This window comes from Ruminococcus sp. MCC718, assembly GCF_018783905.1.
Lineage (GTDB): Bacteria > Bacillota > Clostridia > Lachnospirales > Lachnospiraceae > Hominisplanchenecus > Hominisplanchenecus faecis.
Genome location: NZ_WQNP01000104.1, coordinates 1 through 24,407, shown reverse-complemented (window position 1 = coordinate 24,407; position 24,407 = coordinate 1). Strand labels below are relative to the sequence as shown.

23 protein-coding genes are annotated in these 24,407 nt (G+C 34.4%); 22 read left to right on the top strand and 1 reads right to left on the bottom strand.

The genetic code is table 11. From position 1 onward, the window contains the following. Nucleotides 1–204: 204 nt before the first annotated feature. Together GPK60_RS09725 and GPK60_RS09720 are read left to right on the top strand one after the other, a co-directional pair. Nucleotides 205–615 (top strand): hypothetical protein, encoded by a 411-nt coding sequence (locus GPK60_RS09725; RefSeq protein ID WP_215659698.1) that lies wholly within the window; start codon nt 205–207, stop codon nt 613–615. Nucleotides 616–1,018: 403 nt separating this feature from the next. Beyond that, a complete protein-coding gene (locus GPK60_RS09720) occupies nt 1,019–1,651 on the top strand; it encodes a VanZ family protein (RefSeq protein ID WP_330591381.1) in 633 nt (210 codons plus the stop codon). A gap of 162 nt (nt 1,652–1,813) precedes the next feature. Here GPK60_RS09720 and GPK60_RS09715 read toward each other — a convergent pair whose 3' ends face one another. Beyond that, a complete protein-coding gene (locus tag GPK60_RS09715; protein ID WP_173866759.1) occupies nt 1,814–2,491 on the bottom strand; it encodes a hypothetical protein in 678 nt (225 codons plus the stop codon). Between the two features lie 246 nt (nt 2,492–2,737). On the opposite strand from GPK60_RS09715, the gene GPK60_RS09710 reads away from it, so the two are divergent. The 20 genes from GPK60_RS09710 (at nt 2,738) to GPK60_RS09610 (ending at nt 24,330) form a co-directional block, all read left to right on the top strand. Beyond that, nucleotides 2,738–2,980, top strand: coding sequence for a hypothetical protein (locus GPK60_RS09710; RefSeq protein ID WP_215659696.1), 243 nt, complete (start codon nt 2,738–2,740; stop codon nt 2,978–2,980). 78 nt (nt 2,981–3,058) lie between these two features. Next, the gene (locus GPK60_RS09705) at nt 3,059–4,987 is read left to right on the top strand and encodes a nucleoside-diphosphate sugar epimerase/dehydratase (RefSeq protein ID WP_215659694.1); all 1,929 of its coding nucleotides are present in this window, start codon (nt 3,059–3,061) and stop codon (nt 4,985–4,987) included. Continuing rightward, a complete protein-coding gene (locus GPK60_RS09700; protein WP_252191357.1) occupies nt 4,980–6,878 on the top strand; it encodes a sugar transferase in 1,899 nt (632 codons plus the stop codon). Before GPK60_RS09705 ends, GPK60_RS09700 begins: the two co-directional genes overlap by 8 nt. Before the next feature lie 11 nt (nt 6,879–6,889). After that, on the top strand, nt 6,890–7,996 hold the full coding sequence (locus GPK60_RS09695) for an EpsG family protein (protein WP_215659692.1): 1,107 nt from the start codon (nt 6,890–6,892) through the stop codon (nt 7,994–7,996). A gap of 24 nt (nt 7,997–8,020) precedes the next feature. Beyond that, nucleotides 8,021–8,752, top strand: a complete 732-nt coding sequence (locus GPK60_RS09690) for a glycosyltransferase (RefSeq protein WP_252191356.1) — start codon at nt 8,021–8,023, stop codon at nt 8,750–8,752. Then, nucleotides 8,752–9,732: a glycosyltransferase gene (locus GPK60_RS09685; protein ID WP_215659689.1), complete on the top strand. Its 981-nt coding sequence runs from the start codon at nt 8,752–8,754 to the stop codon at nt 9,730–9,732. Before GPK60_RS09690 ends, GPK60_RS09685 begins: the two co-directional genes overlap by 1 nt. Before the next feature lie 112 nt (nt 9,733–9,844). Beyond that, nucleotides 9,845–11,017, top strand: coding sequence for a glycosyltransferase (locus GPK60_RS09680; RefSeq protein ID WP_215659686.1), 1,173 nt, complete (start codon nt 9,845–9,847; stop codon nt 11,015–11,017). A gap of 3 nt (nt 11,018–11,020) precedes the next feature. After that, nucleotides 11,021–11,413, top strand: a complete 393-nt coding sequence (locus GPK60_RS09675; RefSeq protein WP_215659683.1) for a hypothetical protein — start codon at nt 11,021–11,023, stop codon at nt 11,411–11,413. 18 nt (nt 11,414–11,431) lie between these two features. Continuing rightward, nucleotides 11,432–12,061, top strand: coding sequence for a hypothetical protein (locus GPK60_RS09670; protein ID WP_215659680.1), 630 nt, complete (start codon nt 11,432–11,434; stop codon nt 12,059–12,061). A gap of 6 nt (nt 12,062–12,067) precedes the next feature. After that, complete coding sequence (locus GPK60_RS09665) at nt 12,068–13,138, top strand: acyltransferase (protein WP_215659677.1); 1,071 nt, start codon at nt 12,068–12,070, stop codon at nt 13,136–13,138. A gap of 53 nt (nt 13,139–13,191) precedes the next feature. Further along, nucleotides 13,192–14,268, top strand: a complete 1,077-nt coding sequence (locus GPK60_RS09660; protein WP_215659674.1) for a polysaccharide pyruvyl transferase family protein — start codon at nt 13,192–13,194, stop codon at nt 14,266–14,268. After that, nucleotides 14,265–15,290, top strand: a complete 1,026-nt coding sequence (locus GPK60_RS09655) for a glycosyltransferase family 2 protein (protein ID WP_215659671.1) — start codon at nt 14,265–14,267, stop codon at nt 15,288–15,290. Before GPK60_RS09660 ends, GPK60_RS09655 begins: the two co-directional genes overlap by 4 nt. Nucleotide 15,291: 1 nt before the next feature. Continuing rightward, on the top strand, nt 15,292–16,260 hold the full coding sequence (locus tag GPK60_RS09650; protein ID WP_215659668.1) for a glycosyltransferase family 2 protein: 969 nt from the start codon (nt 15,292–15,294) through the stop codon (nt 16,258–16,260). A 25-nt stretch (nt 16,261–16,285) separates the two neighbouring features. Further along, nucleotides 16,286–17,440: a glycosyltransferase gene (locus GPK60_RS09645; RefSeq protein WP_215659665.1), complete on the top strand. Its 1,155-nt coding sequence runs from the start codon at nt 16,286–16,288 to the stop codon at nt 17,438–17,440. Next, nucleotides 17,440–18,474: a glycosyltransferase gene (locus tag GPK60_RS09640; protein WP_215659662.1), complete on the top strand. Its 1,035-nt coding sequence runs from the start codon at nt 17,440–17,442 to the stop codon at nt 18,472–18,474. The genes GPK60_RS09645 and GPK60_RS09640 overlap by 1 nt, the downstream gene beginning before the upstream one ends. Beyond that, nucleotides 18,453–19,976, top strand: coding sequence for a sugar isomerase (locus GPK60_RS09635; RefSeq protein WP_215659659.1), 1,524 nt, complete (start codon nt 18,453–18,455; stop codon nt 19,974–19,976). The genes GPK60_RS09640 and GPK60_RS09635 overlap by 22 nt, the downstream gene beginning before the upstream one ends. Nucleotides 19,977–20,018: 42 nt before the next feature. Beyond that, entirely contained in the window at nt 20,019–21,101 is a 1,083-nt protein-coding gene (locus tag GPK60_RS09630) for a glycosyltransferase family 1 protein (RefSeq protein ID WP_215659656.1), read from the top strand. Next, nucleotides 21,102–21,890 (top strand): glycosyltransferase, encoded by a 789-nt coding sequence (locus GPK60_RS09625; RefSeq protein WP_215659653.1) that lies wholly within the window; start codon nt 21,102–21,104, stop codon nt 21,888–21,890. Nucleotides 21,891–22,276: 386 nt separating this feature from the next. Continuing rightward, entirely contained in the window at nt 22,277–23,251 is a 975-nt protein-coding gene (locus GPK60_RS09620) for a glycosyltransferase family 2 protein (RefSeq protein WP_215659651.1), read from the top strand. Nucleotides 23,252–23,805: 554 nt separating this feature from the next. After that, nucleotides 23,806–24,330: a transposase gene (locus GPK60_RS09610; protein WP_252191355.1), complete on the top strand. Its 525-nt coding sequence runs from the start codon at nt 23,806–23,808 to the stop codon at nt 24,328–24,330. The last annotated feature ends 77 nt before the right edge of the window (nt 24,331–24,407 follow it).

The window sequence follows — 24,407 nt, the reverse complement described above, 5'->3', positions numbered from 1 at the left end:
CTATTGAAACCGCCGTGTACCGAACGGTACGCACGGTGGTGTGAGAGGACGGCGGTTAGTCACCGCCTCCTACTCGATTGGATTTGTGACACGTTTTTTGCACAGAAGGAACTAAGCGAATGAAAAGCCAGTTTCCAGACCAAGGAGAAAGCTGGAAGATGTGGTTCAGTGGAGAAGATAGACTGAGAAAGGGAGCCAAAGGAGATGGAAGAACAAAAGCAGGCAGAGCGGCAATGGAATAAAATCCGCCGGGAGCGAATAAACATTTTGAAAGAGGCTCCATCAGAGGAGAATCTGTGGCAGGCAGTCATGGCATTTCAGGATTATCCATTCAAAACAGTAACGGGGCTGCCGTTTCAATATACACTGAAAGCAGGCAAAAACGGAGAATGGACAAAAGAGTTATGGATCGACCGCAGAGAAAAGAGCAAAAGTCTGTCGTGGAGCAGCGTGGTACTGGCATTTAAAAACAGCCGGAAAACAACAGAAGTCGTGGAACGGCCGAAAGCACTTGGAGATATCCGGGGGATTTCCTATATTTATCCGATCCTGTGGAGATTGGAGCTGATCAGGGTACCGGAGAAATTTGAAAAAAAGATGGCATGCGATGATTAAAAGAATGCAAAAGGGTAGATGAGGTTTCGGGCGGTCAGCCGGAAATGCTGTGATCGTCCTGAGAAGGATTCCTGTTTTCTAAAAACTGCCGGAGGCACCGCTCTGATCTGGCACCGACTAGGATACAGCAGTAGAGAATCAGAATATACAGGAAAAGAATCAAAATGCCGATAGTGATAAGAGTCAGTTTCATGGTATCATTGTCCTTTCTGAAAGTATAGTAAGCTGCGTTCGACCTGAACGCAAAGAGCATATATATCGTGTCTGAAGAGAGCTTTTTCTCTCGAACCATGTTAGTATAAGTATATGGAGATGCCAGGGAAAATATGTATCTGGTTATGAGCAAGTAACAAAGCGGATTGCGAATATCCGCTTGACAGATATAAAAGGAGAAATGGAAAATTTGATTGAATTATTAAAGAAAATCATAACAAACGTCCTGACGGCACTTTATCAGCCGTTCTGGTTTGCAGTTATTCTGACTGTATTTCTGTTGTTTTTTTATCTTTATGCCTATAAGCCGATTGACACAGGAAAGGGCATCCGGGCAGCATTTCGGGCATGGTGGCAGGAATTTCGAACTTCGCTGTTCTTTCGAAAACTCTTTTTGCTGACGTTTTTTACAGTGATGATCCTGTTTCAGACACTGATCAACCGAAATATGTGGATCAATCCGTTGTCGGATATTATGGGAGGCTGGTGGATCTGGCACACGGCGGCAGACGGCACGGTCACACTGACGACGGAATGCTTTGAAAATATCGTACTGATGCTTCCGTTTACGGCACTGCTTTTGTGGACAGTGGCAGAAAAAATATTTTGCGGCAGAAAGATAACGTTTGGGAGATGTGTATGGATATCAACGAAAACAGCCTTTCTGTTTTCGCTGGCGATTGAGTTTTTACAGCTGTTTCTAAGACTTGGAACATTTCAGCTGTCAGATTTGTTTTACAATACTCTGGGTGGTGTATTAGGTGGAATGATTTACTGGATCTGTTGGAAAATCCGGGGGAAAAAACAAAAAACAGGAAAATAAGAAAAATCAGAATAACAGATCAAATGGAATCCGGACAGAGCTTCGGATCCTTTTTCTTTACATAAAGATGTACAGATGAGCAAATCGGGAGGTTGAAATATTCAAACCTCCCGACCTACAACAAAATTTGAGAAATATAAAAATATGGATGACATTATTATATTACGCTTTTTTCGATTTGTAAAGAGCAAATATACCAAAACTTACAAAAAATATTGCGGAAACTGCAATTGGCCATGTGGAACGGGCACCGGTCTGCGGTGAAACCTGGCTTGTTCCAATGGTCGCACCCTTTTCACGGTAGATCAGAGCCATAACAGATGAACCGGCATGGAAATAAGCGGCTACCTGGTTATCACTGATCTTTTCTCCCTGAAGAACTTCCCAGCCATGCTCCGGACAATAGTAGAGGATATCCACCTGGATGTTGTCCGTCATATTATTTGCTACAAAAGTAACTCTGACCGGATCATCAGCTGTTGGTGTCACACTGTCAAAAGTAATATCCATGACCGGAGAAAGGAATTTGTACAGCCCAAGGTCGATGCCCCTTTTGATAATGCTGTTCTGTCCATAAAGATTGATCGGACTTGGAAGATCATCGCCAAAAGCATCTTTTACAGTAGTACCTCGTCTGGCATTGTTCAGACGATCGATGATTCGTTGTAATTCTTCACTGTATTTGCTTAAATCTACAGCACTTAAAGTTACTTTGCCGCGGTCAGAAGATGCATTCGGCATATCAATCGAGCCGACAATGCTTCCAGCAGCGAAGACATTCAAAGATAAAGCAAGAACTGCGATGACAGCTGTGAATGCCTTTAAGAAAGTTTTTTTCATTTATCACGCCTCCATTTGAAATTTAATATACATCAATAAACGATTGCTTATCGCTTATTTTAACACGAGTCGGCAGAAATCGCAAGTAAGAACCGTATTTTAACAGGCAAAACATATCTATCTGCTGATTCAAAAATTAAGAAAATTTTTATAATATCTTGTCAAGTACAGAATGATAGTATATGATGAAAAACGATTAAAGAAGACCGAGACGGAAGAAAAAGAAGATCAAGGGAGCGTGCGAGTATGAAAAACAGCAAAATACAGAAACTCAAAAAAAGGGGGAGTACACTTCTTCTTCTGGTTTTATTTATGTATGTTTTAGCAATGGTAGTGGCTGTGATTTTGGTGAGCAGCCCTGCGGTTGATGCACAGTATAAAACTGTAGGCTGCATGGTGATTGATAAGAAGAATGCAGTAATTGCGGCGATGGCGGCAGTGTTCTGTGGTATAGCAGGATTTGTGATCCGACATCATGCGGCAAGATGATGGAAACTGACTGTTGAAAAATAGTCAGTTTTTTGACGAACAGAGCAGAAATGAAACAGAACAGGAGATATTTAAAATATGAATTACATCAGTCAACAAGAACCAAATCAAATGTGGATCAAAAAAGTATTGATGCTGGTACTGGCAGACATATTGATTGTATTGATTTCCTATTTTATGGCTCTGCTTTTGAGATTTGACTTTGTGTTTTCAAGTATCCCGGAAGAATATCTGATGGGATATCTGTGGTCCATGCCATTTTGGATCATCAGCACGATCGTCATATTTTATATCTGCAGGCTATATCATAGTATATGGAGACTGGCAAGCGTAGCAGAGCTTCAGATGATCCTGATTGCATACAGCATACTGGCAGTGGTTTATTCACTGGGCATGCTGTTCATGCAGATGCATATGCCAAGATCCTACTATTTTATCGGATTTCTGTTAAACTTTCTGATGACAACCGGACTGCGTTTTTCCTATCGTCTGATGCGGTTCTGGGTGAACAGCAGAAATACCAATGCAGATACAGGCGGTGAAATGCATGCAAAAGACCATGTGATGGTCATCGGTGCCGGAGCAGCAGGTCAGGCACTGATCAAAGAAATCATCAATTCAAAAAAACTGAATACACAGGTAGTCTGCATTATCGATGACAACCCAACCAAGCATGGACGTGTTCTGGAGGGGATCACCATTGTCGGTGACCGCTATTCCATTCCAGAAATGGCAAAGAAATATAAAGTTGACCGCATTATTTATGCAATCCCGGAAGCAGCGGCAGATGACCGCAAGGCCATCTTAAATATCTGCAAGGATACCGGATGCCGTCTACAGACTGTACCGGGCGTTTACCAGCTGGTAAACGGAGAAGTCAGTGTCAGCAGACTTCGCAATGTCGAGATCACAGACCTGCTTGGACGTGCTCAGGTGCAGGTAAACATGGATGAAATCTATTCCTCTATTCAGGGAAAAACCTTGCTGGTGACAGGAGGCGGAGGCTCCATCGGAAGCGAGCTCTGCAGACAGATCGCAGCATCTCATCCAAAGAAACTGATCATCTTTGACATGTATGAGAACAATGCCTACGAAATCCAGCAGGAGCTTCGCAGAAAATACGGCGACAGCCTGGATCTGGAAGTTCTGATCGGATCGGTCCGCAATACGAACCGCATTCGTTCCATCATGCAGAAATACAAACCAGATGTCGTATTTCATGCGGCAGCACACAAACATGTGCCGCTGATGGAAGACAGTCCGAACGAAGCAATCAAAAATAATGTTATGGGTACATACAAGACAGCTGTGGCAGCATCCAGGGCAGGAGTTAAGAAATTTGTTCTGATTTCCACAGACAAAGCCGTCAATCCGACCAACATCATGGGAGCTTCCAAACGCCTCTGTGAGATGGTCGTGCAGATGATGAACCGCCAGTGCAAAGACACCGACTTCGTGGCAGTCCGCTTCGGAAACGTGCTTGGCAGCAACGGAAGCGTGATCCCGCTCTTTAAGAAACAGATCGCAGAGGGCGGCCCGGTGACCGTCACCGATAAAAACATCATCCGCTACTTCATGACCATCCCGGAAGCCGTGTCACTGGTCCTTCAGGCAGCACATTATGCAAAAGGCGGCGAGATCTTCATTCTGGACATGGGCGAACCGGTCCGGATCGATGAGATGGCAAGAAACCTGATTCGCCTGTCCGGATTCACACCGGATGTAGACATCAAAGTCGAGTACACCGGCCTGCGTCCGGGAGAAAAACTTTTCGAAGAGCTCCTGATGGCAGAAGAAGGCATGCAGGAGACACCAAACAAACTGATTCATATCGGCAAACCAATCGAGATGGATGACGTAGCATTTAAAAAGAAACTCAGACAGCTGGATGAGGCGGCATACCAGGAGACAGACCGGATGAAAAAACTTGTGGAAGAAGTCGTGCCGACGTATCATCCGGAGCATATAGAGTATACCAAGACATGCAGAAGGGCAGAAAATGAATAAAAAGAAAATAACAAAAGGGTTAGTTACTATTGGAACAGTAGTGGGAACTGCCTTTGCCGGAATGGAAATGCTTGCCTGGAAAAAAAGAAAACAGGCATCAGAAGATAAAGATTTAAAAGAGAATGTATATGAAAATGCCGGAAAGCCCGTGATCTATGTGAAAGAAAATATCTATGAAAAGTATCTGAAAAGAGGACTGGATGTGGCTATGTCTTTTAGCGGACTGATTGTTCTGGCACCACTTTATGCAGGTATTGCACTGGCCATTGTGATTGATGATCCCGGTCCGGTGCTGTTTACACAGAAACGAGTAGGGCAAGATAAGACGTATTTTAAATTACATAAGTTCAGAAGCATGAAGATGTCAACTCCACATGATATGCCGACCCATCTTCTGGAAAATCCGGATCAGTACATTACAAAAGTAGGCAGGATCCTCAGAAAATACAGTCTGGATGAACTTCCGCAGATCTGGGACATTTTCATAGGAAATCTCACAATCATCGGACCGAGACCGGCTCTTTGGAATCAGAATGATCTGGTGGCGGAAAGAGATCGTTATGGGGCAAATGACGTGAAACCGGGACTTACCGGATGGGCTCAGATCAATGGCAGAGACGAACTGGAAATACCGGTAAAGGCAAGATTTGACGGAGAATATGTCAGAGCACTGAAAAAGGGCAGCATTTCTGGATTTTTGATGGATATAAAATGTTTTTTCGGAACTATTCGTTCAGTGGCAGATGCAGATGGCGTTGTAGAAGGCGGAACTGGTCAGATACATCAGCAGGAAGAAAGTCTGCAAAAAAGAAAATATCTTATTATAACAAATCATTCTTATATGCTGTGGCAATTTCGAAGAGAACTGATCGAAGAATTGCAGAAAACAGGAGAAGTTGTGATCAGCACACCGTTTGTCGGACACGAGAACGATTTTGCTGAAATGGGATGCCGTATGATCAACACAGAACTGGATCGAAGAGGCATCAATCCCAAAGAAGATTTGCAATTGTATGCATTTTATAAAAAAATGCTGAAAAAAGAAAAACCGGACATGGTGATTACGTATTCTATAAAACCAAATGTTTATGCCGGATATGCCTGCCGTAAACTGAAAATACCATATTGCGTTAATGTGCAGGGCTTAGGGACAGCATTCCAGAAAGAACCAATCGCCAGCCTTGTAACGCTGATGTATAAGGTGGCACTGAAAAAAGCAAAAACCGTATTTTTTGAGAATACAGCAAATGCAGAAGAATTTGTAAAACGTGGCATTCTGCCGCCAAGTCAGCAGACAGTTCTTCATGGAGCCGGAGTCAATCTGGAATTTTATCAGAAACAGCCGTACCCATCAGAAAAAGATGGTATTCATTTTCTTTTTCTTGGAAGAATCATGAAAGAGAAAGGAGTAGACGAACTGTTTACAGCAGCAATACATCTCAAAGGTAAATATGGAGAACAAGTTCACTTTGATCTGGTAGGATTCTTTGAAGACGAATACAAAGAGACTGTTGAGCGGTTGGTAAAAGAAGGCATTGTCACCTTCCATGGCTTTCAGAGTGATCCAAAACCATTTTACAAATCCGCACATTGTGTAGTACTTCCAAGTTATCACGAAGGTATGAGCAATGTACTTCTGGAGGCGGCGGCAACCGGACGAACTGTGATTACCAGTGATATTCCAGGATGCAGAGAAGCGGTGGAAGATGGAAAAACTGGTTATCTGTGCAGAAAACAAGATGCCGAAAGCCTCGAAAAAGTAATGCAAAAGTTCCTGAACCTGGATGAAACAGCACGTCAGAAGATGGGCGAACTTGGAAGAATAAAGATAGAACGAGAGTTTGATAAAAGAGCAGTGGTAGAAAAGACTGCTCGAATGATTAGAAACTAAAGGAGTTTGTTATGACACTGACGAATTATTGGTGGCTGCTGATATGGCTGTTTACAGGAGGGGCGGCACTGGCAATGTTCTTTCCAAGACAACAGGAACTTGTCTTAGGAAAATGGGAGCAACGCTGGAATATTGTGCCAGCAATACTGTTGGTTCTTCCATATATCATCTGGGCCGGAAATAGAACGAGTTTTATAGATACCGGTGCGTATCGAAATGGTTTTTGGCAATCTCCTACTATATTTGCACAAATTCCAGGGTATATGTCAATAGTCACAAAAGATAAGGGATTTAGCTTTATGACTGCACTTTTACATTGCTTGCTGGGAGATAATAGTGTGGCTTATTTTACAATAATTGCAACTTTTCAGCTGTTGATTATTGTATTTGTATATCGAAAATTTAGCTGTAATTACTGGCTTAGTATTTTTATATTTATTGCATCTACAGATTATTTATCATGGGTTCAAAATGGAATTCGCCAATTTATTGCGGTTACAATTGTTTTTGGAGGCACTGAGTTTATTGTTAAAAGAAAATATGTAAAAGCAGTTATGATGGTACTTATAGCATCTTTATTTCATCAATCGGCATTGTTAATGTTGCCAGTCATTTTTGTTGTGCAAGGGAAACCGTGGAATAAAAAGACGCTTATAGCTATAGCATTAAGCCTTTTAGCTTTAATATTTACCAGCCGTTTTACTACTATTTTAGATTGGACACTTTCTGACACTCAATATGTGAATGTAGTTAGTGACTGGACACAGATGAATGATGATGGAACAAACCCGCTGAGAATTTTGGTATATGCAATGCCAATGATATTTTCAATTATAGGAAGAAAACGGATACAAACATTGGATGATTCATTGATTAACGTCGGAGTGAATGCCAGCATTATTACGACTTGTATTGGAGTGATTTCTATGGGAACTTCGGGGATTTTTATCGGGAGACTTCCAATTTATGTAAGTTTAATTTCTAATGGAATTCTTTTGCCATGGGAGATAGTACATATTTTTGAAGAAAAAACCCAAAAGTTAATTACGGGAATCGCTATTTGTTGCTATGTGATATTTTTCTATTATCAGATGCATGTAGCATGGAGAATTTTGTGAAAAAATGAAGTTTTAAATTTATATATGATTAGGGGGCGTATGATGATTCCACGTATAATACATTATTGCTGGTTCGGTGGAAAAGAGAAACCTGCAGATGCAAAACGTTGCATTGATAGCTGGAAGAAAAAATGTCCGAATTATGAAATCATCGAATGGAATGAAGATAATTTTAACATAAATAAATATCCATATGCAAAATTCTGTTATGAAAATAAAAAATGGGCATTTTTAAGTGATTTTGCACGTCTTGTAGTTGTTTCTGAATATGGAGGATTATATTTTGATACGGATGTTGAAATTGTTAAATCATTTGATGATTTACTGAAATATGATGCTTTTTATGGCTTTGAAAATAATGAGAATATAAATACGGGAGAAGGGTTTGGAGCAATCAAGGGACATTCCACCGTTTTGTCAATGCTGACACAATATCTTAAATTACTGCCTGATTCAGAAGAAAACTATCCGCTTATTCCGTGTCCAGCATTAAATACAAAGGCTTTATTACCAATGGGGTTAAAACTGAGTGGAGAAAGGCAAAATGTAGCGGGAGCAGAAATATTACCCAAAGATTATTTCAATCCATATGATGATCCGACAGGACGTTTAAAAAAAACCCAAAATACTTATTCTATCCACTGGTATTCTAAAAGCTGGTTAAGTAAAGGCACTATTCTGAAAAGTAAATTAACGAAGCCATTGCATCGGATTTTTGGAACAGATATATTTGCTATATTAAGGGGGAAAAAGTAATGTCTTTGCAAACAGAAATAAGCTATTCTGTGGCAATTCGAACATTAGGTACTGCTGGAGATAAGTATGAGAAGTTAATGAATAGTGTTGCTGCACTAGTTCCTAAACCCAAAGAAGTGGTTGTTGTTTTGCCCGAAGGTTATGAGGAACCAGAGTATCAGATTGGTTGTGAACTTTTTGTACGTTCACAAAAAGGGATGATTGTTCAGCGGCTAGAGGCTTTAAAGTATATAACAGCAGAGAATATTTTATTTTGCGATGATGATGTTGAATTTGAGTGTGATTTTGTACAGAAGCTTTATGAACCAATAAGAAATGGCTATAGCTGTTCGGCAGGCCCACTATTGGAATTTTTTCCTCCTGCGGGAATTAAATATCTAATTGCATCGTTAATGGGTGGAGCATGTGTAATGTTACATAGTCGTGATAAAATGTATACACGTATTTTGAATACGGGTGGTTGGTCTTATAATAGAAATGTTAAAACAGATGAGCATCATATTCTCGTTGCAGAATCTCTCGCATGGACATGCTTTTTTATTAAAACCAAGGTAATGAAGCTTATTCAATTTGAAAATGAAACATGGATAGAACGTAATGGATATGCTGCTTTTGATGATAGGGTATTTTTCTATAAATTGTGTATAAATGGCTATAAAAGCTGTATAGTATCTGATGCAGTCTATATCCATAATGATGCGATGACATCGACAAAGAGTCTTAAAAGAGAACCAATTTATGCAAGAGCATTTAATCATTATGTTTTTTGGCATCGCTTTTTATATAATACAGAAAAACATTTGGTGTTGAAATTATGGAAACGTATTTGTATAGAATATTATATATTAATGGTTAAGTTGGCTGGGAAAATAAAGAGAGTTCCTAAAACAACATATAATGCGACAATAAAAGGATTTAAAGAAGCAAAGGAATTTGTGAAATCTGAAGATTATGCATGCCTTGAGGATGTATGGTTATAATTAACATTATATTGAGGTCGCCAATGGACGTGAAGCATTTTTGAATAGATTAGATTTTCAAGTAAAAGAAAGCTTACATATGATTCATAAATAATAAAAGGTAGTATAAAGAATGAAGAAACAAATTTTAGTGATATTTACAGGAGCGATGGAACTTGGAGGCATTGAACGTAGTTTATTAGGATTATTGGATGCATTTGATTATAATAAATATAATGTGGATTTATTTTTATATGGACACCATGGACCATTAATGTCCCTTATAAATGAAAATGTAAATATATTGCCAGAAGTGAAGGAGTTAGCTTATTTAAGAGAGTCTTTTAAAGTTAAGTTGAAAAATAAATGTTTTTATTCAGCAGTATTACGCTTAAAAGATGAATTAATATCTAAATTCCATATGGTAAATAATGATACTACTTGGGCAAAGGTAATGAGAAGATGTGCACCAAAATTGCAGAAACATTACGATATCGCGTTATCTTTTTTTAGACCATTTGATTTTATTGTTGAAAAAGTAGATGCGGATATTAAAGTTGGCTGGATTCATACAGATTATACAAATGCAGGTGAAATATTAGAAGTATTAGAGAAAGATTATGCCAGAATGGATTATATTGCTGCTGTAAGTGATCAATGTGCGGAGACATTTAACTCAATTTTTCCAAACTTGAAAAACAGAGTAATAACAATTGAAAATGTGTTATCACGGGATTATATAAATAAAGAGGCAAATAGGTATGATGTTAGCGATGAAATGTTGTTGGATGGATCAATTAAACTTTTGACGGTAGGGAGATTTTCATACCCAAAAAAAATGGAGGAGATTCCGGAAATTTGTAGAAGAATTCGAGAGTCAGGTTTAAATGTTAAATGGTATTTGATTGGTTTTGGAAAAGAAGAACAATTGATTCGGCAGAAAATCAGAGAAGAAAATATGGAAAAATATGTAGTAATTCTGGGAAAGAAGGAAAATCCGTATCCATATATAAAAGCATGTGATATATATTTACAGCCAAGTAGATATGAGGGAAAAGCTGTTACCGTAAGGGAGGCACAAATTTTAAACAAGCCAGTTATAATTACCAATTATGCTACATCAAACAGCCAACTTCAAGATGGAATTGACGGCGTGATTGTTCCGAAGGATATTGCTGGATGCTCAAAAGGAATTATACAAGTTGTTAATGATAAAAGACTACAACAGAGGTTAATAGAAAACACAAAAATAGTAGATTATACTAACTCATTAGAAGTGGAAAAGATTTATTGTTTGATGAGGTGAAAAATGAATGCTTATTCAAAAAAAGATGCAAAAATGACGCAGGGATTTGCTATTTTATGTATGTTGGTGATACATCTTTTTTGTAGACTTGGAAAAGATGTATATGGAACACCTATAATTTGGGTGTCGCCAGAGAAACCTTTAGTGTATTTATTTGGCTTTTTTGCAGGAGTATGTGTCCCAATTTATTCTATGTGTGCAGGCTATGCAAGGTGGCTTGTTAAAGATTCAGTATATAAAGAAAATTGGAAGCGTATCTATAAATTAATGAAGAATTATTGGATTATTTTGATTTTATTTTCATGTATTGGATTTATAACAGGTGGAAATATTCCAGGGAATTGGACTAAATTTTTAAAGAGCTTAGTTTTATTGTATAGCTACAATGGTGCATGATGGTATTTAAATACATATGTGATTATTTTAGTGATTCCCACATCTATTATTCTTTTTCCAGTACGAAAGATGGAAGCAAGGCATGGAATTTCTGTTTGTATTCTAATACAGATGGTTTGGTGGTTTATTAATAGATTTTCTATATTACCAGGACAGCTTGATGGATATTTGGGTTTTATTTATAAAGAATTATTAAATTTAATAGGTGTAATCCCATATATTTGGATTGGTGCTTTTATATGTAAAGGTCATTTGTTAGATGAAATTGAGAAAATACTTCAAAATAAAGGGATTAAAAGACATAAGAAAAACCTAGTGTTGCTTTTAATAGGTGTAATCTTGTTTATAGGATATACATCCTTAAATAAATCTGTATTGATTGGCATTGCTGGTATATGTACATTCTTTGTTTTTAATCTATTGAACAAACCATTTTGGATTGAGAATATATTTTTGTGTTTAGGTAAACATTCTACTAACATCTGGCTGACACATATGTTTTTTTATTGTGTGGATCCATTTGCTGGCTTGGTTCAAAAAGGTCAATATCCATTGGTAATGATGTTATTTATTTTAATACTTACAATTGGAACATCTAGTTTTATTAAATTAATCCAAAGATTAATAGAAAGAGGAAGCCAATATTAAAAAAATATGAATGAGAAAAAAGAATTTACAGTAAAAAAGGAAAGAAATACTTCGATTGATTTACTTAAGGCCATAGCTATGTTTATGGTTGTTATTTTACATACAATTAAGTATGGGTTAGCCGATGTGGAATTTGTTAAAGCATCGAAGATTGTCTGTGATGTATTGCAAGGAGTGTCGATAGTTGCAGTTAATTGTTTTGTACTTATTACTGGATATTTTATGTGTGATACTACAAAGATTAATTGGGGAAGACTTCTTAGATTATGGATTCAAGTTGAATGCTTTTCAATAGGAATGTACATGATGATGTGTGTTGTTCCAAATACTGGAATAACGTTCAATGTAACTGATTTAATTCGTAATGCAATGCCATTGTTAACAAACCAGTATTGGTTTGTTACGTGCTATTTTCTTTTATGTATTATAGCACCATTTCTGAATGTGTTTATTAATGCAGTTGAAAATGATGAGTATCGCAAGGTGTTAATCATTTTGACTATTTTGTTTTCAGTTATACCTTCTATTAATATATTTGGTGATCAATTTGGAACTGAAAACGGCTATAGTCTTATATGGTTTTGTATTCTTTACTTGATAGCAGCTTATATAAGGAGAATGGACAATTTTATTAGTACGACAAACATTTTTTTTGGTATATTTTTATCTTTAACTGTAATTAACATAATTTTAAGGATTGTTGGCGATTATGTACCAGAAATTATTCAAGTTCTGATAAGAAATTCCGCAGTCGCTTATAATGGCAGCATAGTTTTGATTATGTCTGTTGCATTATTTGAGTATGCACTTAATAAAAAAACACAGATGAGCAGTAAAGTAACCAAGGTTGCTTCATTATCCTTTGGAGTCTATTTATGGCATGAAAACAATAATGTTAGGGAATATATATGGAATCAGGCGAAATTATCCAATGTTGCTGATAATTGGTTGCTTTTATTAGTGAAGATTTTAGGTGTAGCAATTTTGGTATTTACAATTGGAATTCTAATGGAGAGTATTCGCAGAGTTGTTATATATGGGGGGCGATTGTTCAAAAATTATGGAATGCACGATTAGAGAAGTAAAGTACATTAATTTTTGCGGTTCTATGAAAGGAAATTATATTATATATGAAAATTAAAACAATAACTTGCCATGATGTGTATAATTATGGAGCAAGTTTACAAGCATACGCATTAGCTAAATATTTGATGTCTATTGGACATGAAGTTGAAATTATAAATTATAAGCCAAATTATCTGAGCAATACGTATGCAATATGGGCAAAACCAAGTGAAAAATATGATAAAATACTTTTGAGACAATTATATCAAATTATAAAATTGCCAGGTAGATTAACAGCCCAGTTTTCAAGAAGAAAAAAAGCATTTGTTAAATTTAAAAAAAAGTATTTACCATTGACGAAAAAGGTTTACAAAACATATGAAGAGTTGAATAAGGAACCACCAGAAGCTGATGTTTACTTTGCTGGGAGTGATCAGATATGGAATCCTTTATTTGAAAATGGAAGAGATCCATCATTTTATTTGATGTTTTCACCGAAAAAGACAATTAAGGCTTCTTATGCAGCGAGTTTTGCAACTGATAGTATAGATCCAGCGTATTATTCACAAATTCAGAAATGGCTAAATAATTTGGATTTTATTTCTGTTAGAGAATCTACAGGTGTATCAATTATAGATCAAATGAAGATGCATGCTGAAATAGTAGTAGATCCAGTCTTTTTGTTACCAAGAGAAGAATGGACAGCTCTGGAAAATGAGATGGGTTTAAATGATAATTATATTTTGGTGTATGATTTTGATCGAAGTCAACAAATAAAAAAATATGTGATCCAATATGCAAATACACATAGTTTGAAAATTTATTCTATTTTTCCATGTGGATATTCGAATCGCGAGTTTAGAGATATTGGTCCATGTAAATTTTTGTATTTGATTCATCATGCAAAGATGGTTGTATCGAACTCCTTTCATGGGACGGCATTTGCGATTATATATGGTATTCCGTTTACTGTATTTGACCGAAATGAAAATATTAACACTCGTATGCAGGATTTGTTAAAAATATTAAATTTAAATCAAAAAAATGAAAGCATTGATTATTCAGAGGTTTATAGTAAACTTGAATCATATATCTATGATTCTAAAAAATATATACAAAAGGTGGTAAAGAAAGGTAAATGAGCAATTTGGATAATATACTGGTATCGATTGTAATACCAGTATATAAAGTCGAAAAATATTTATATAGATGTGTAGAAAGCGTACAAAAACAAACACATAAATATTTGCAAATTATATTAGTAGATGATGGATCACCAGATTATTGTCCAAGAATATGTGATGAATTGGCACAAAAGGATTCACGTATTATTGTTATTCATAAAAGAAATGGAGGTCTTGCTTCTGCAAGAAATGCGGGTTTAGAAATTGCTTCGGGAAAATATCTGTTTTTTTTGGATAGTGATGATTGGATTGATTCTAACACGATTGGGGAATTGATTATGTATGCAGAAAAATCAAATGTAGACTTTGTACGTTTTAGACCGATGTATGCTGGATGGCCGCATCATGAAGATGGAAGTTTATGTGATTTTCATACAGAGGATTGCCTCAATGAAAAAGTTTATACAAAAGATGAGATTAAAAAAATACTTTTTCCTAAACTGATTGTCACACCTGAATTATCACTGGGACCAATTGTTGCAGTGTGGAGATCCCTATATAATTTAGAATTTTTGAAGCACTATAAAATAAAATTTGATGACGAAACAAAATATTCTGAAGATACTATTTTTAGTGCAAAAGTTGTTATGAATGCGACTTCATTTCAGTATATCGATGGAGCAAGATATTATCATTACTTCTATAATCCAAATTCGATAACAAAATCTTTTAAATCGGATCGGTGGGTTTGTTATAAGAAGCTGATTAAATCTTTTGAATGTGAATTTTCTAATAATCAAGAATATGATTTTTCCAATCAGTTATGGTTACAAAAAATTTATTATGTGTTGTCTGCTATTAGTCAAAGAAAATTAATTGGGGAATATGAAAAAAGAATAAGTTACTGTAGAGAAATTTGTAAGGATCCCATAACGATTGAGGCTCTTAAACATAAAAATTTAGTAGAAGGTAGTATAAAACTTAAAATAATACTGTTACTTATAAAAATGGAAGCAGTTCGTATATTAGCGAGGATTTAACATGAAAAAAGTATCTGTAATTGTTCCAGTTTATAATTCCGAAAAGGTTTTAAGAAGATGTTTAGAATCATTATGTAATCAAACGTATTCAGAGTTGCAGATATTACTTATTGATGATGGATCTATAGATAAAAGCCTTAAAATTTGTTGTGATTTCAAAAAAAAGGATAAGCGAATTGAAGTATACACACATCCAAATCATGGAGTATCTTATACAAGAAATATAGGGATAGAGAAATGTGATGGAGAGTATATTATTTTTATAGACAGCGATGATGAAGTACTACCTAATATGATTGAAAATTATGTGATGGCACTTGAAAGAGATTGTTCTGAGATTGTGATTGGCGGAATTTGCTTTATAAGTGCAGATAAACAAAAACGTATAATATCGCTTCCAACTGTCAGATATAAAAATTTAGCTCAATTTTGGGAACAAGTGTGTTTGGATAAAACAGGAATTTTTGGATATGTACCAAATAAAATGTACTCTAGAAAATTGATAGAAAAAGAGCATTTGAAGTTTAATGAAAATTTGCATGCACAAGAGGATTTGGAATTTGCTTTGAGAGCTTTTTCTAAGGCAATATCAATTTCGACTATTACGGAAGCTGGTTATTTGTATTTTATCCCCGGCAATCATAGAAACATGAATTTTCAAGATATAATTAGAAATCTAAAAATGATAAAAAGCATTTCAGAAGAAAAAAATGTTTCAAAAGAAGCAATAGAGAATGTTATTAAAAAAATTCAGAAGCAAACATATATTGCTTTGTATTATGCAAAAAAGATTGATGAAATCTCTGTAATATATAATTGCTTGGATAAAGATGATATTGATAAAGTATATTCAGAAAACAGGGAAGAAAGAGTGATTATCTTTCTTTTAAAAATTCATTTATTTTTTTTGATTTTATTATATTTCAATATGCGAAGTTTTATTCGATTAATAATAAAGAGAGAAAAATAAAATATGAAAATGAAAAAGGATTATTATGAAATATAGAGTTGCGATTGTAACAAAGTGTATGATAACTGGAGGCGTTGAACGGGCATTGATTGCAATGCTTGATCGTTTGGAAGGTAAATGTATTGTTGATTTATATGTAATTGATCATGGAAAATTAGATGAAGAAGTACCTAAATGGGTAAATATAATTAAGCTGAAAACAGTTTCTAAAAAAGGAAGTTATAAACATCCGATTTTTTCAATAAAAAAGATGATAGCTTTAGAAAAAAGTAAAAGGTATAATTCTTATGCGATGAAAAATTATTATGCAAGTAAAATGTTACTTCCTGTAATCCAGAAGTATGATATTGCAGTTTCTTATCATGCTCCGAATACAGTTCCAGTTTTTTATGTAATAGATTCTATCAAAGCTACAAGAAAAATTCTTTGGCTGCATGGAGATCTTGAGACAAATAATGGAAATGATCCTATTGTTCGCCAATATTATAATAAATACGATCAGGTTTATGCAGTGTCAAATTACATTAGAGAAAGCTTTTTACGAGTTTGGCCGGAGCGTAAGGACAAGATAGCTGTTTTTTATAATTTTGTTAACAAAAAAAGAATCGTTAAACTTGCAAAAGAAGGGGAATCATTTCAACAGAATGATAAATCAAAATTTAAGATATTAACAATTGGTAGACTCTCATACGAAAAAGGATATGATTTAGCAATAAGAGCAGGAAGAATTTTAGTTGAAAATGAAATTCCATTTGTCTGGTATATATGTGGGGATGGAAATGAAAAAAGTAATATTGAAGATAGTATCGAGAAAAATAATTTGAGTCGATTTTTTAAAATTTTAGGAAACAAATCAAATCCGTATACGTATTTAAAAGATTGCGATTTGTATGTTCAACCATCCCGACTAGAAGGTTTTTGTACGACAACAAATGAAGCGAGACTTCTTTGTAAACCAGTAATAACAACAGATGTTTCAGGTGCTCAAGAACAGTTTATAGATAATTATACCGGCTGGATTATACCAAAAGAGAATCCAGAAATATTAGCACAAAAAATTATCTGGTGCTATTTGCATGAAGAACAAAGATATGCAGTAACGGAACATCTGAAAACAATAGAATTTGAAAAAAGTAATGATATTAATTGTATGTTTGAAGGATTAGATGGAGGTAACTGATGGTAGATGTGAGCGTAATTATTCCGGTATATAATGTGGGAAAACATATACGAAGATGTTTAGATTCCATTATTAAGCAAAGGTATCCAAATTATGAAATTATACTAGTTGATGATGGTTCCACGGATGAATCTGGAAAAATATGTGATGAGTACGCTTTGCATAACAATAAAATTCGAGTGTTTCATCAGGAGAATAGAGGAGTATCAGAAGCAAGAAATAAAGGGTTAAATGTAGCAAAGGGAAAATATATAATTTTTGTTGATTCCGACGATGAGGTTACGGAGAATTACTTATGGAATATGATGAGGATTGATGAAAGCGTAGACATTGTTATTTCAGGTGTTCGTAATATTGTTAATATGTTAACTCATCATCAGTTGCAATATGAGACAAAAAAGATAACTAATTTGCAAACGGAAGATATTTTAAATATGTCATCTGATAAAAGCTTAAATTTTATTTATGCCAAACGTTTTAAAAAGAGTTTAATTCAGAAACATCATATTCAATTTAATCCAACTATAAATTTGGGGGAAGATACCCTTTTTGTAGCAGAATATAGTTTATATAGTAATACTATTCAATATATATCTAATGTAGATTATTATTATTATAAATATGAAACAGTAACATTATCTTCTATTGATGAGAAGTATGTAGAAAAATTGGATATGGTCAATGAAGCGATAGCAAATACATTAGAAGAAAAATATTATGGAATAAAAGATAGTGTAGAATGGAATAATAGATGTTTTAGTGTATATCATTATATGATTTTTTTTGTTTTACAAAATTCTCAATATACATATAGAGAAAAAAATAATATGCTTTCAGAGATTTTAAAAAGAAAAAAGTTTAAAGTTTATAGAAAATATTTAAATGTGTATATGGAAGATGAAAGCTGGATTATACAGAAATTAATTTACACATCAAATCCAGAAGTTATCATTAATGGCTATAATGCAATATGTGCAATTCAAAATTTAAAGTTAAAAATAAGAGGAAGATTATGCGACAAGAAAGAAGTATAAAAAATTTATTTTATGGATTATTGAGTTTTGTAATTACAACAATTATGAGTGTAGTGATTCCAAGATTGTTTTTGCTTTCTTATGGTTCGGAAGTTAACGGATTAATAAGTTCTGTTAAGCAGATTTTTGCCTATTTTCTATTACTAGAAGCAGGTGTTGGAGGTGCAGCAAGACAAGCGTTATATGGACCAATTGCAAAAAAAGATAAAAAAGAAGTTTCTGCAATTCTAACAGCTACAAATAATTTTTATAAAAAGATTGCACTTATATATGCCAGTGCGGTTATAGTTTTAGCGGTTATTTATCCTTTGACTGTGAAATCAGAAATTTCCAAAATTGTTATTATTTGTATTATTCTGTTTCAGGGTGAAGCTGGTGTTATAAAATATTTGATTACTGGCAAATTACAGTTATTAATTCAGGTTGATGGAAAAAATTACATTCTTACAAATATTTCTACCGTTTTTTCTATATTTAGTAACGCAGCAAGAATTATACTCCTTTATATGGGAGCGGGTGTTTTATGGGTACAGGGTGTTTTTTGCATTGTTGATTTATGTCAAGTGGCAATAATTGTAATTTATACCTATAGGGAGTATCCATGGGTTTCGTTTAAAGAACAACCTAATTATAGTGCAATTTCGCAAAAAAATTCAGTTCTGGTGCATCAAATTGCAGGATTAATATTTAATAATACCGATACAATTATCCTGACATTTTTTTGTGGGTTAAAAACTGTTAGTGTATATGCAATGTATACAATGTTATATGGAATGGTTGCAAACATTATAGGCTATATATCTAGCAGTGTATCGTTTGCAATGGGACAATTGTTTAATTCTGACATTAAGAGATTTAAGAGAATACAGGAATGCTATGAAAATTATTATTTATGTTTCAGCTTTGCACTATTTAGTATAGCATATATTTTTATTACTCCATTTTTAAAATTATATACTAGTGGTGTAAATGATATTAAATATATTGATAAAATTTTGCCTATAATGTTTTTGATCATTCAACTTCTAAATTATGGAAGAACTACTTCTGGAAATATAATTGATTATGCAGGACATTATAAAAAAACGCAGAACAGATCTATTATAGAAACTATTATCAATATATTGATTTCGCTTATTGGAGTTGCAAGATTTGGAATTTATGGAGTATTACTAGGAACTATTGCGGCTCTGTTGTATAGAACAAATGATATGATTATATATGCAAATCATGTTATTATGAAAAGATCCGCAATTCCTACCTATAGGAGATGGATTAGAAATATTATTTTGTCAATATGTGTGGCATTTGCAGGGCGATTTTTGCCAAGTGAATATAATGGCTATGTACAAATTATCGTGTATGCAGCAGTTGTTATGATGATTGTTTTATGTGTTTTCTTTTTTATAAACACTGTTTTAGAAAAGGAAGCAAGGACAACAGGATATGCATATATTAGTAATTTTATGCATAAACGATTATGTAAAGAGGAAGCAAAGTAAGAAAAAAGGATGTAGTTTTTAGGTTACTGTCAGGAGGATATTATGGTACGAGTGCTACATATATTTCATGAAATGGGAAATGGCGGAGTGGAAGCTTTTGTCATGAATAATTATCGCAGAATAGATCGAGAAAAAATTCAATTCGATTTTTTGACATCTGTTGATAGACCTGGATATTTTGATGATGAAATATTAAAATTGGGAGGTAGGTTATATCATGCATATCCACTTCTGCGAGATCCTATAAGGAATTATAATGATATAGCAAATATCGTGAGAAAAAATAAATATCAAATTGTTCATAGACATACAGGAAGTGCATTTGGATATTATGACTTGAGGGCTGCACGAAAAGGCGGAGCAAAACATCTTATACTTCATGCACATAATCCGCAAGCAAGAATTCCAATACTACATAGAATTGTGAAACCATTTATTGGAATTGATTGTATCAGGGTTGCATGTTCCAATGCGGCAGGGAAATTTTTGTTCGGAAATGATGATTTTACTATTTTGACGAATGCTATCGATTGTAATGAGTACAAGTTTTCATCTGATGATAGATATAATGTTCGTAAAGTTTGGGGTGTGGGCGATAAATTGGTTATTGGACATATTGGAAGAATGGAGAGACAGAAAAATCATATTAAATTGTTAGAGATATTTTCTAAAGTTGTAGAAATTGAAGATGCGGTATTAGTTTGCATTGGGGATGGCAGTTTAAGAAATGAAATCGAGAAGTATGCTCAAAAAATAGGAGTAAAAGGTAAAGTACTTTTTCTGGGAAATCGAAATGATGTTAGTCAATTGATAAATGGATTTGATATTTTTTGCTTTCCATCACTATATGAAGGATTTAGCATAACACAAATTGAAATTCAAGCAAATGGGTTGTCAATAATTGCGTCTAAAGATGTGATTCCAAAAGAATCCAACATAACTGGTAATGTATTATTCGTTTCACTTGATAGTTCTTCAGAAAAGTGGGCAGAAATAATTTGCAAAAATAAGAAAATGCGTGATAAATTAGCAATGGAAAAAGTAAAAGCTGCTGGTTACGATTTAGAGGAATCTTCACAGGATTTAGTTAAGTTTTATTCGCAGCTTGTGAAACAGGAGGATTAAATGGTATCGATAATTATGGGGGTATATAATGGAACCCTAACAGTAAGAGATGCAATAGAATCAATAATTGAACAGTCTTATAAAGATTGGGAACTAATTGTATGTGATGATGCATCAACAGATGATACTTTTACTATACTAAAAGAGTTTGCAGAGAAGGATAAACGCATCATTGTTTTGAAAAATACAAGAAATATGGGGTTAGCCGCTACATTGAATAAATGTATTAAGAGTGCTAATGGTGAATATATAGGGAGAATGGATTGTGATGATATTTCTGCGAAAAATCGTTTAGAAGAACAAGTGAAGTTTCTTGATAGTCATCCTGAATACGAATTAGTAGGAACTTTGATGCAGGAATTTGATGAAAAAGGGAAAAAGGGTATTATTTCTCATAAAATAGAGCCGACAAAGTATGATGTTCCAAAAGGAGCTCCTTTCTTTCATGCAACTATTGTCATTAGAACATGGGTGATAAAAGCATTAAATGGATATTGTATTACAAAACATACAATCAGGACGGAAGATGTTGATTTATGGTATAGATTTTTTGAAGCAGGATTTAAAGGATATAATCTTCAGAAAATATTATATTATGTTAGGGTTGATGAAAAGGCATATAGAAGAAGAAAATTGAAATATATGATACACGCTTCTTATATTGTGTGGAAGGGATGCGGAGCACTTGATTTACCATTTTATTATAAAATTTATTGCATAAAACCAATTCTTTCATGGCTGATTCCACCTACAGTAAAAAAAAGAATGAGACAGTTACTAATAAAATGAGAATAACTATTAAAAATAGTTAATAAAAAGTTTTGAATATAGCGGATGTTTTATTTTAACAACAAAAAAATACTGTATTTATGCGGATTTTGACGTTTCGCAAACACCTAAAAAACACGAAAAAGGGGAAAGGAGAAGAGTGTTGTTTTGCTTCTGGCAGGTTAAAATGGGGAGAAATTTTTCATTTTAACTTGTACTAAATCTTGACATAGGACCATGGATTTGTAGCTAATAGAGGAGAAATGGACTCCATGAAGTCACTTCATATCCAGAAAACTCTATTTTGGAGATATACGTAACTTATGGACTATTCAGCAAAGTCAGTAAAATTAAGGCTTTTTGTTGAACATGCACTAAAAAGAATAGAGAGAAAATAGAGGAATAATATGTCAAAGCTTATTTTAAGAGGAATAGAAAATGTGGAATTGAGTATTTGTATACCGGCATATAATCGTGTGGATACTTTAAAAGAAGCAATTGATAGTGTTTTGAATTTGCAGCAAAATGGAATAATATATAATTGTATTATATCAGAAGATAATTCAAAAAATCATAAAGCAATATATGAATTGATTACATCTTATAATGATGTTAGAATAATATATTATTTTAATGAAACACCTCTTGGTATGGCTGAAAATTGGAACAATTGTTTGAAATTGGCAAAAAGCAAATATGCTGCACTGTTGCATGATGATGACTATTTGTATGATGATTATTTATATACAGTACGTAAGATATGGGAATTAGATATTAAATTTGATATTATGTATTTTGCTCATGATGTACAAATATATGATAGAATTGAACAGAATAATTATACGGGAGCAAAAAAAATTTATAAAGAAAATCAACAAGATAAATTACGTAGAATGACATCAGGTGATTATTATTTCGGTGCATGTGATACATATTATGTTCCTACATGTGGATGTTTATATAAGCGAGAGGAAATACTTAAGATGGGGGGCTATAGAAAGAAAGATGGTTTTTCAGCAGATGAAATCTTAGGTGAAATTATTTCTAGGAAAAAGAAGGCGTACTTTTATAACCATGTAGTTGCTGTTTATCGTTATACTGATACAAATTTATCACAAGATATTAGGGTGAAGAGGAAATTTGTAGAAGAGGGGGTATATCATAGATATGAAATGGGAGACAATATGTTGAGATATAAAATTTTAAACAAGATATTTGGTAAAGGTTTTTATATAGTATTGTCGGGGAGATGGTATGAAAGGCTTGTTCCGGACAAAGTAGCTACTAATTTAGAAAAAATATTAGCGAAAATATTTAACGTCTTTAGAAGAATATATATATATGGAAGAGGATTTAGTGTTTGTTGTAGTAAAAAAATATAGGCATTAACGTTTTGAATTTTGAAAGTATAGAAAAAACAGATAAGAAATGAGTATAGTGGTTCAGTTGTCAAGACAAAAATCTAAGCTTTTTATAATGAACTGATATATGTAACTAGGTAGGGGAGAAAATCCCTCCTTAGGCTGCATGATCATCCAGTAACAGTATTGGATAATAGCAGGATGCCGGTGTCTGATTATTGAGTGCAGAATGACAACGTTCAAAGTTGTAAGTGTGCACATAGTTACTGATTGCCTTCCGTGCTTCTCTGATATGTTATATTGGGTCAGATATGCTTCCTCGTACTTGAAGCTCCGGAACCATCGTTCAATCATGATATTGTCAGCCCACCGGCTTTTACCATCCATGCTTTGACGGATCTGGTTTTCTTTGAGAAAGTTTATGTACTCATTGCTTGTAAACTGACAGCTGTAAATGTCCAAAGTGTAATCGTATAACACAAAAATATCATGGAACATATACTCGTAAAGTACAGGATTTACCTATTTTAGGAAAAAATGTTCAACTTGAAATTTGTTCACATGAGTATGCATGTTTGAATGACGAATGTGAGGTTGTTTCTATTGCTGAGACTTTTGATGGATTCCTTAATAATTATAGTCGTATGACAGAAAGATGTGCTGATTTTATCTGTACATTGGCTCTTGAAACCAGTTGTGAAGGCTGTGCCCGTGTCTGCCACACATTAGGGATAAAAACTAGTGGTGATACCGTAATACGATTACTTTTAAAAAGATATGAATCTCTTCCCCAACCGGAAGTTAGTGATGTAATAGGTGTGGATGATTTTGCATATAAAAAGCGCCATACATATGGGACTATCATAGTAAATGAAAAAACGCACGAGCCTATAACATTGTTGAATGGAAGAAATGGGGATACATTGCGGGAATGGCTTAAGAATAATAAAAATGTTAAAGTGGTTACAAGAGATAGGGCAAGTGCATATGCGAAAGTAATATCAGAAGAATTACCCGATGCAATGCAGGTGGCAGACCGATTTCATTTACATCAGAACCTACTGGAAACAATAAAAAAAGCTCTGAATCAAGAAATCTGAATATTACGGTGCGGCAGAGCCGCCAGTCCGGTGTGGCGAGAGCCACCTGTCCGGACTAACGGAGCCACCCCATTTTG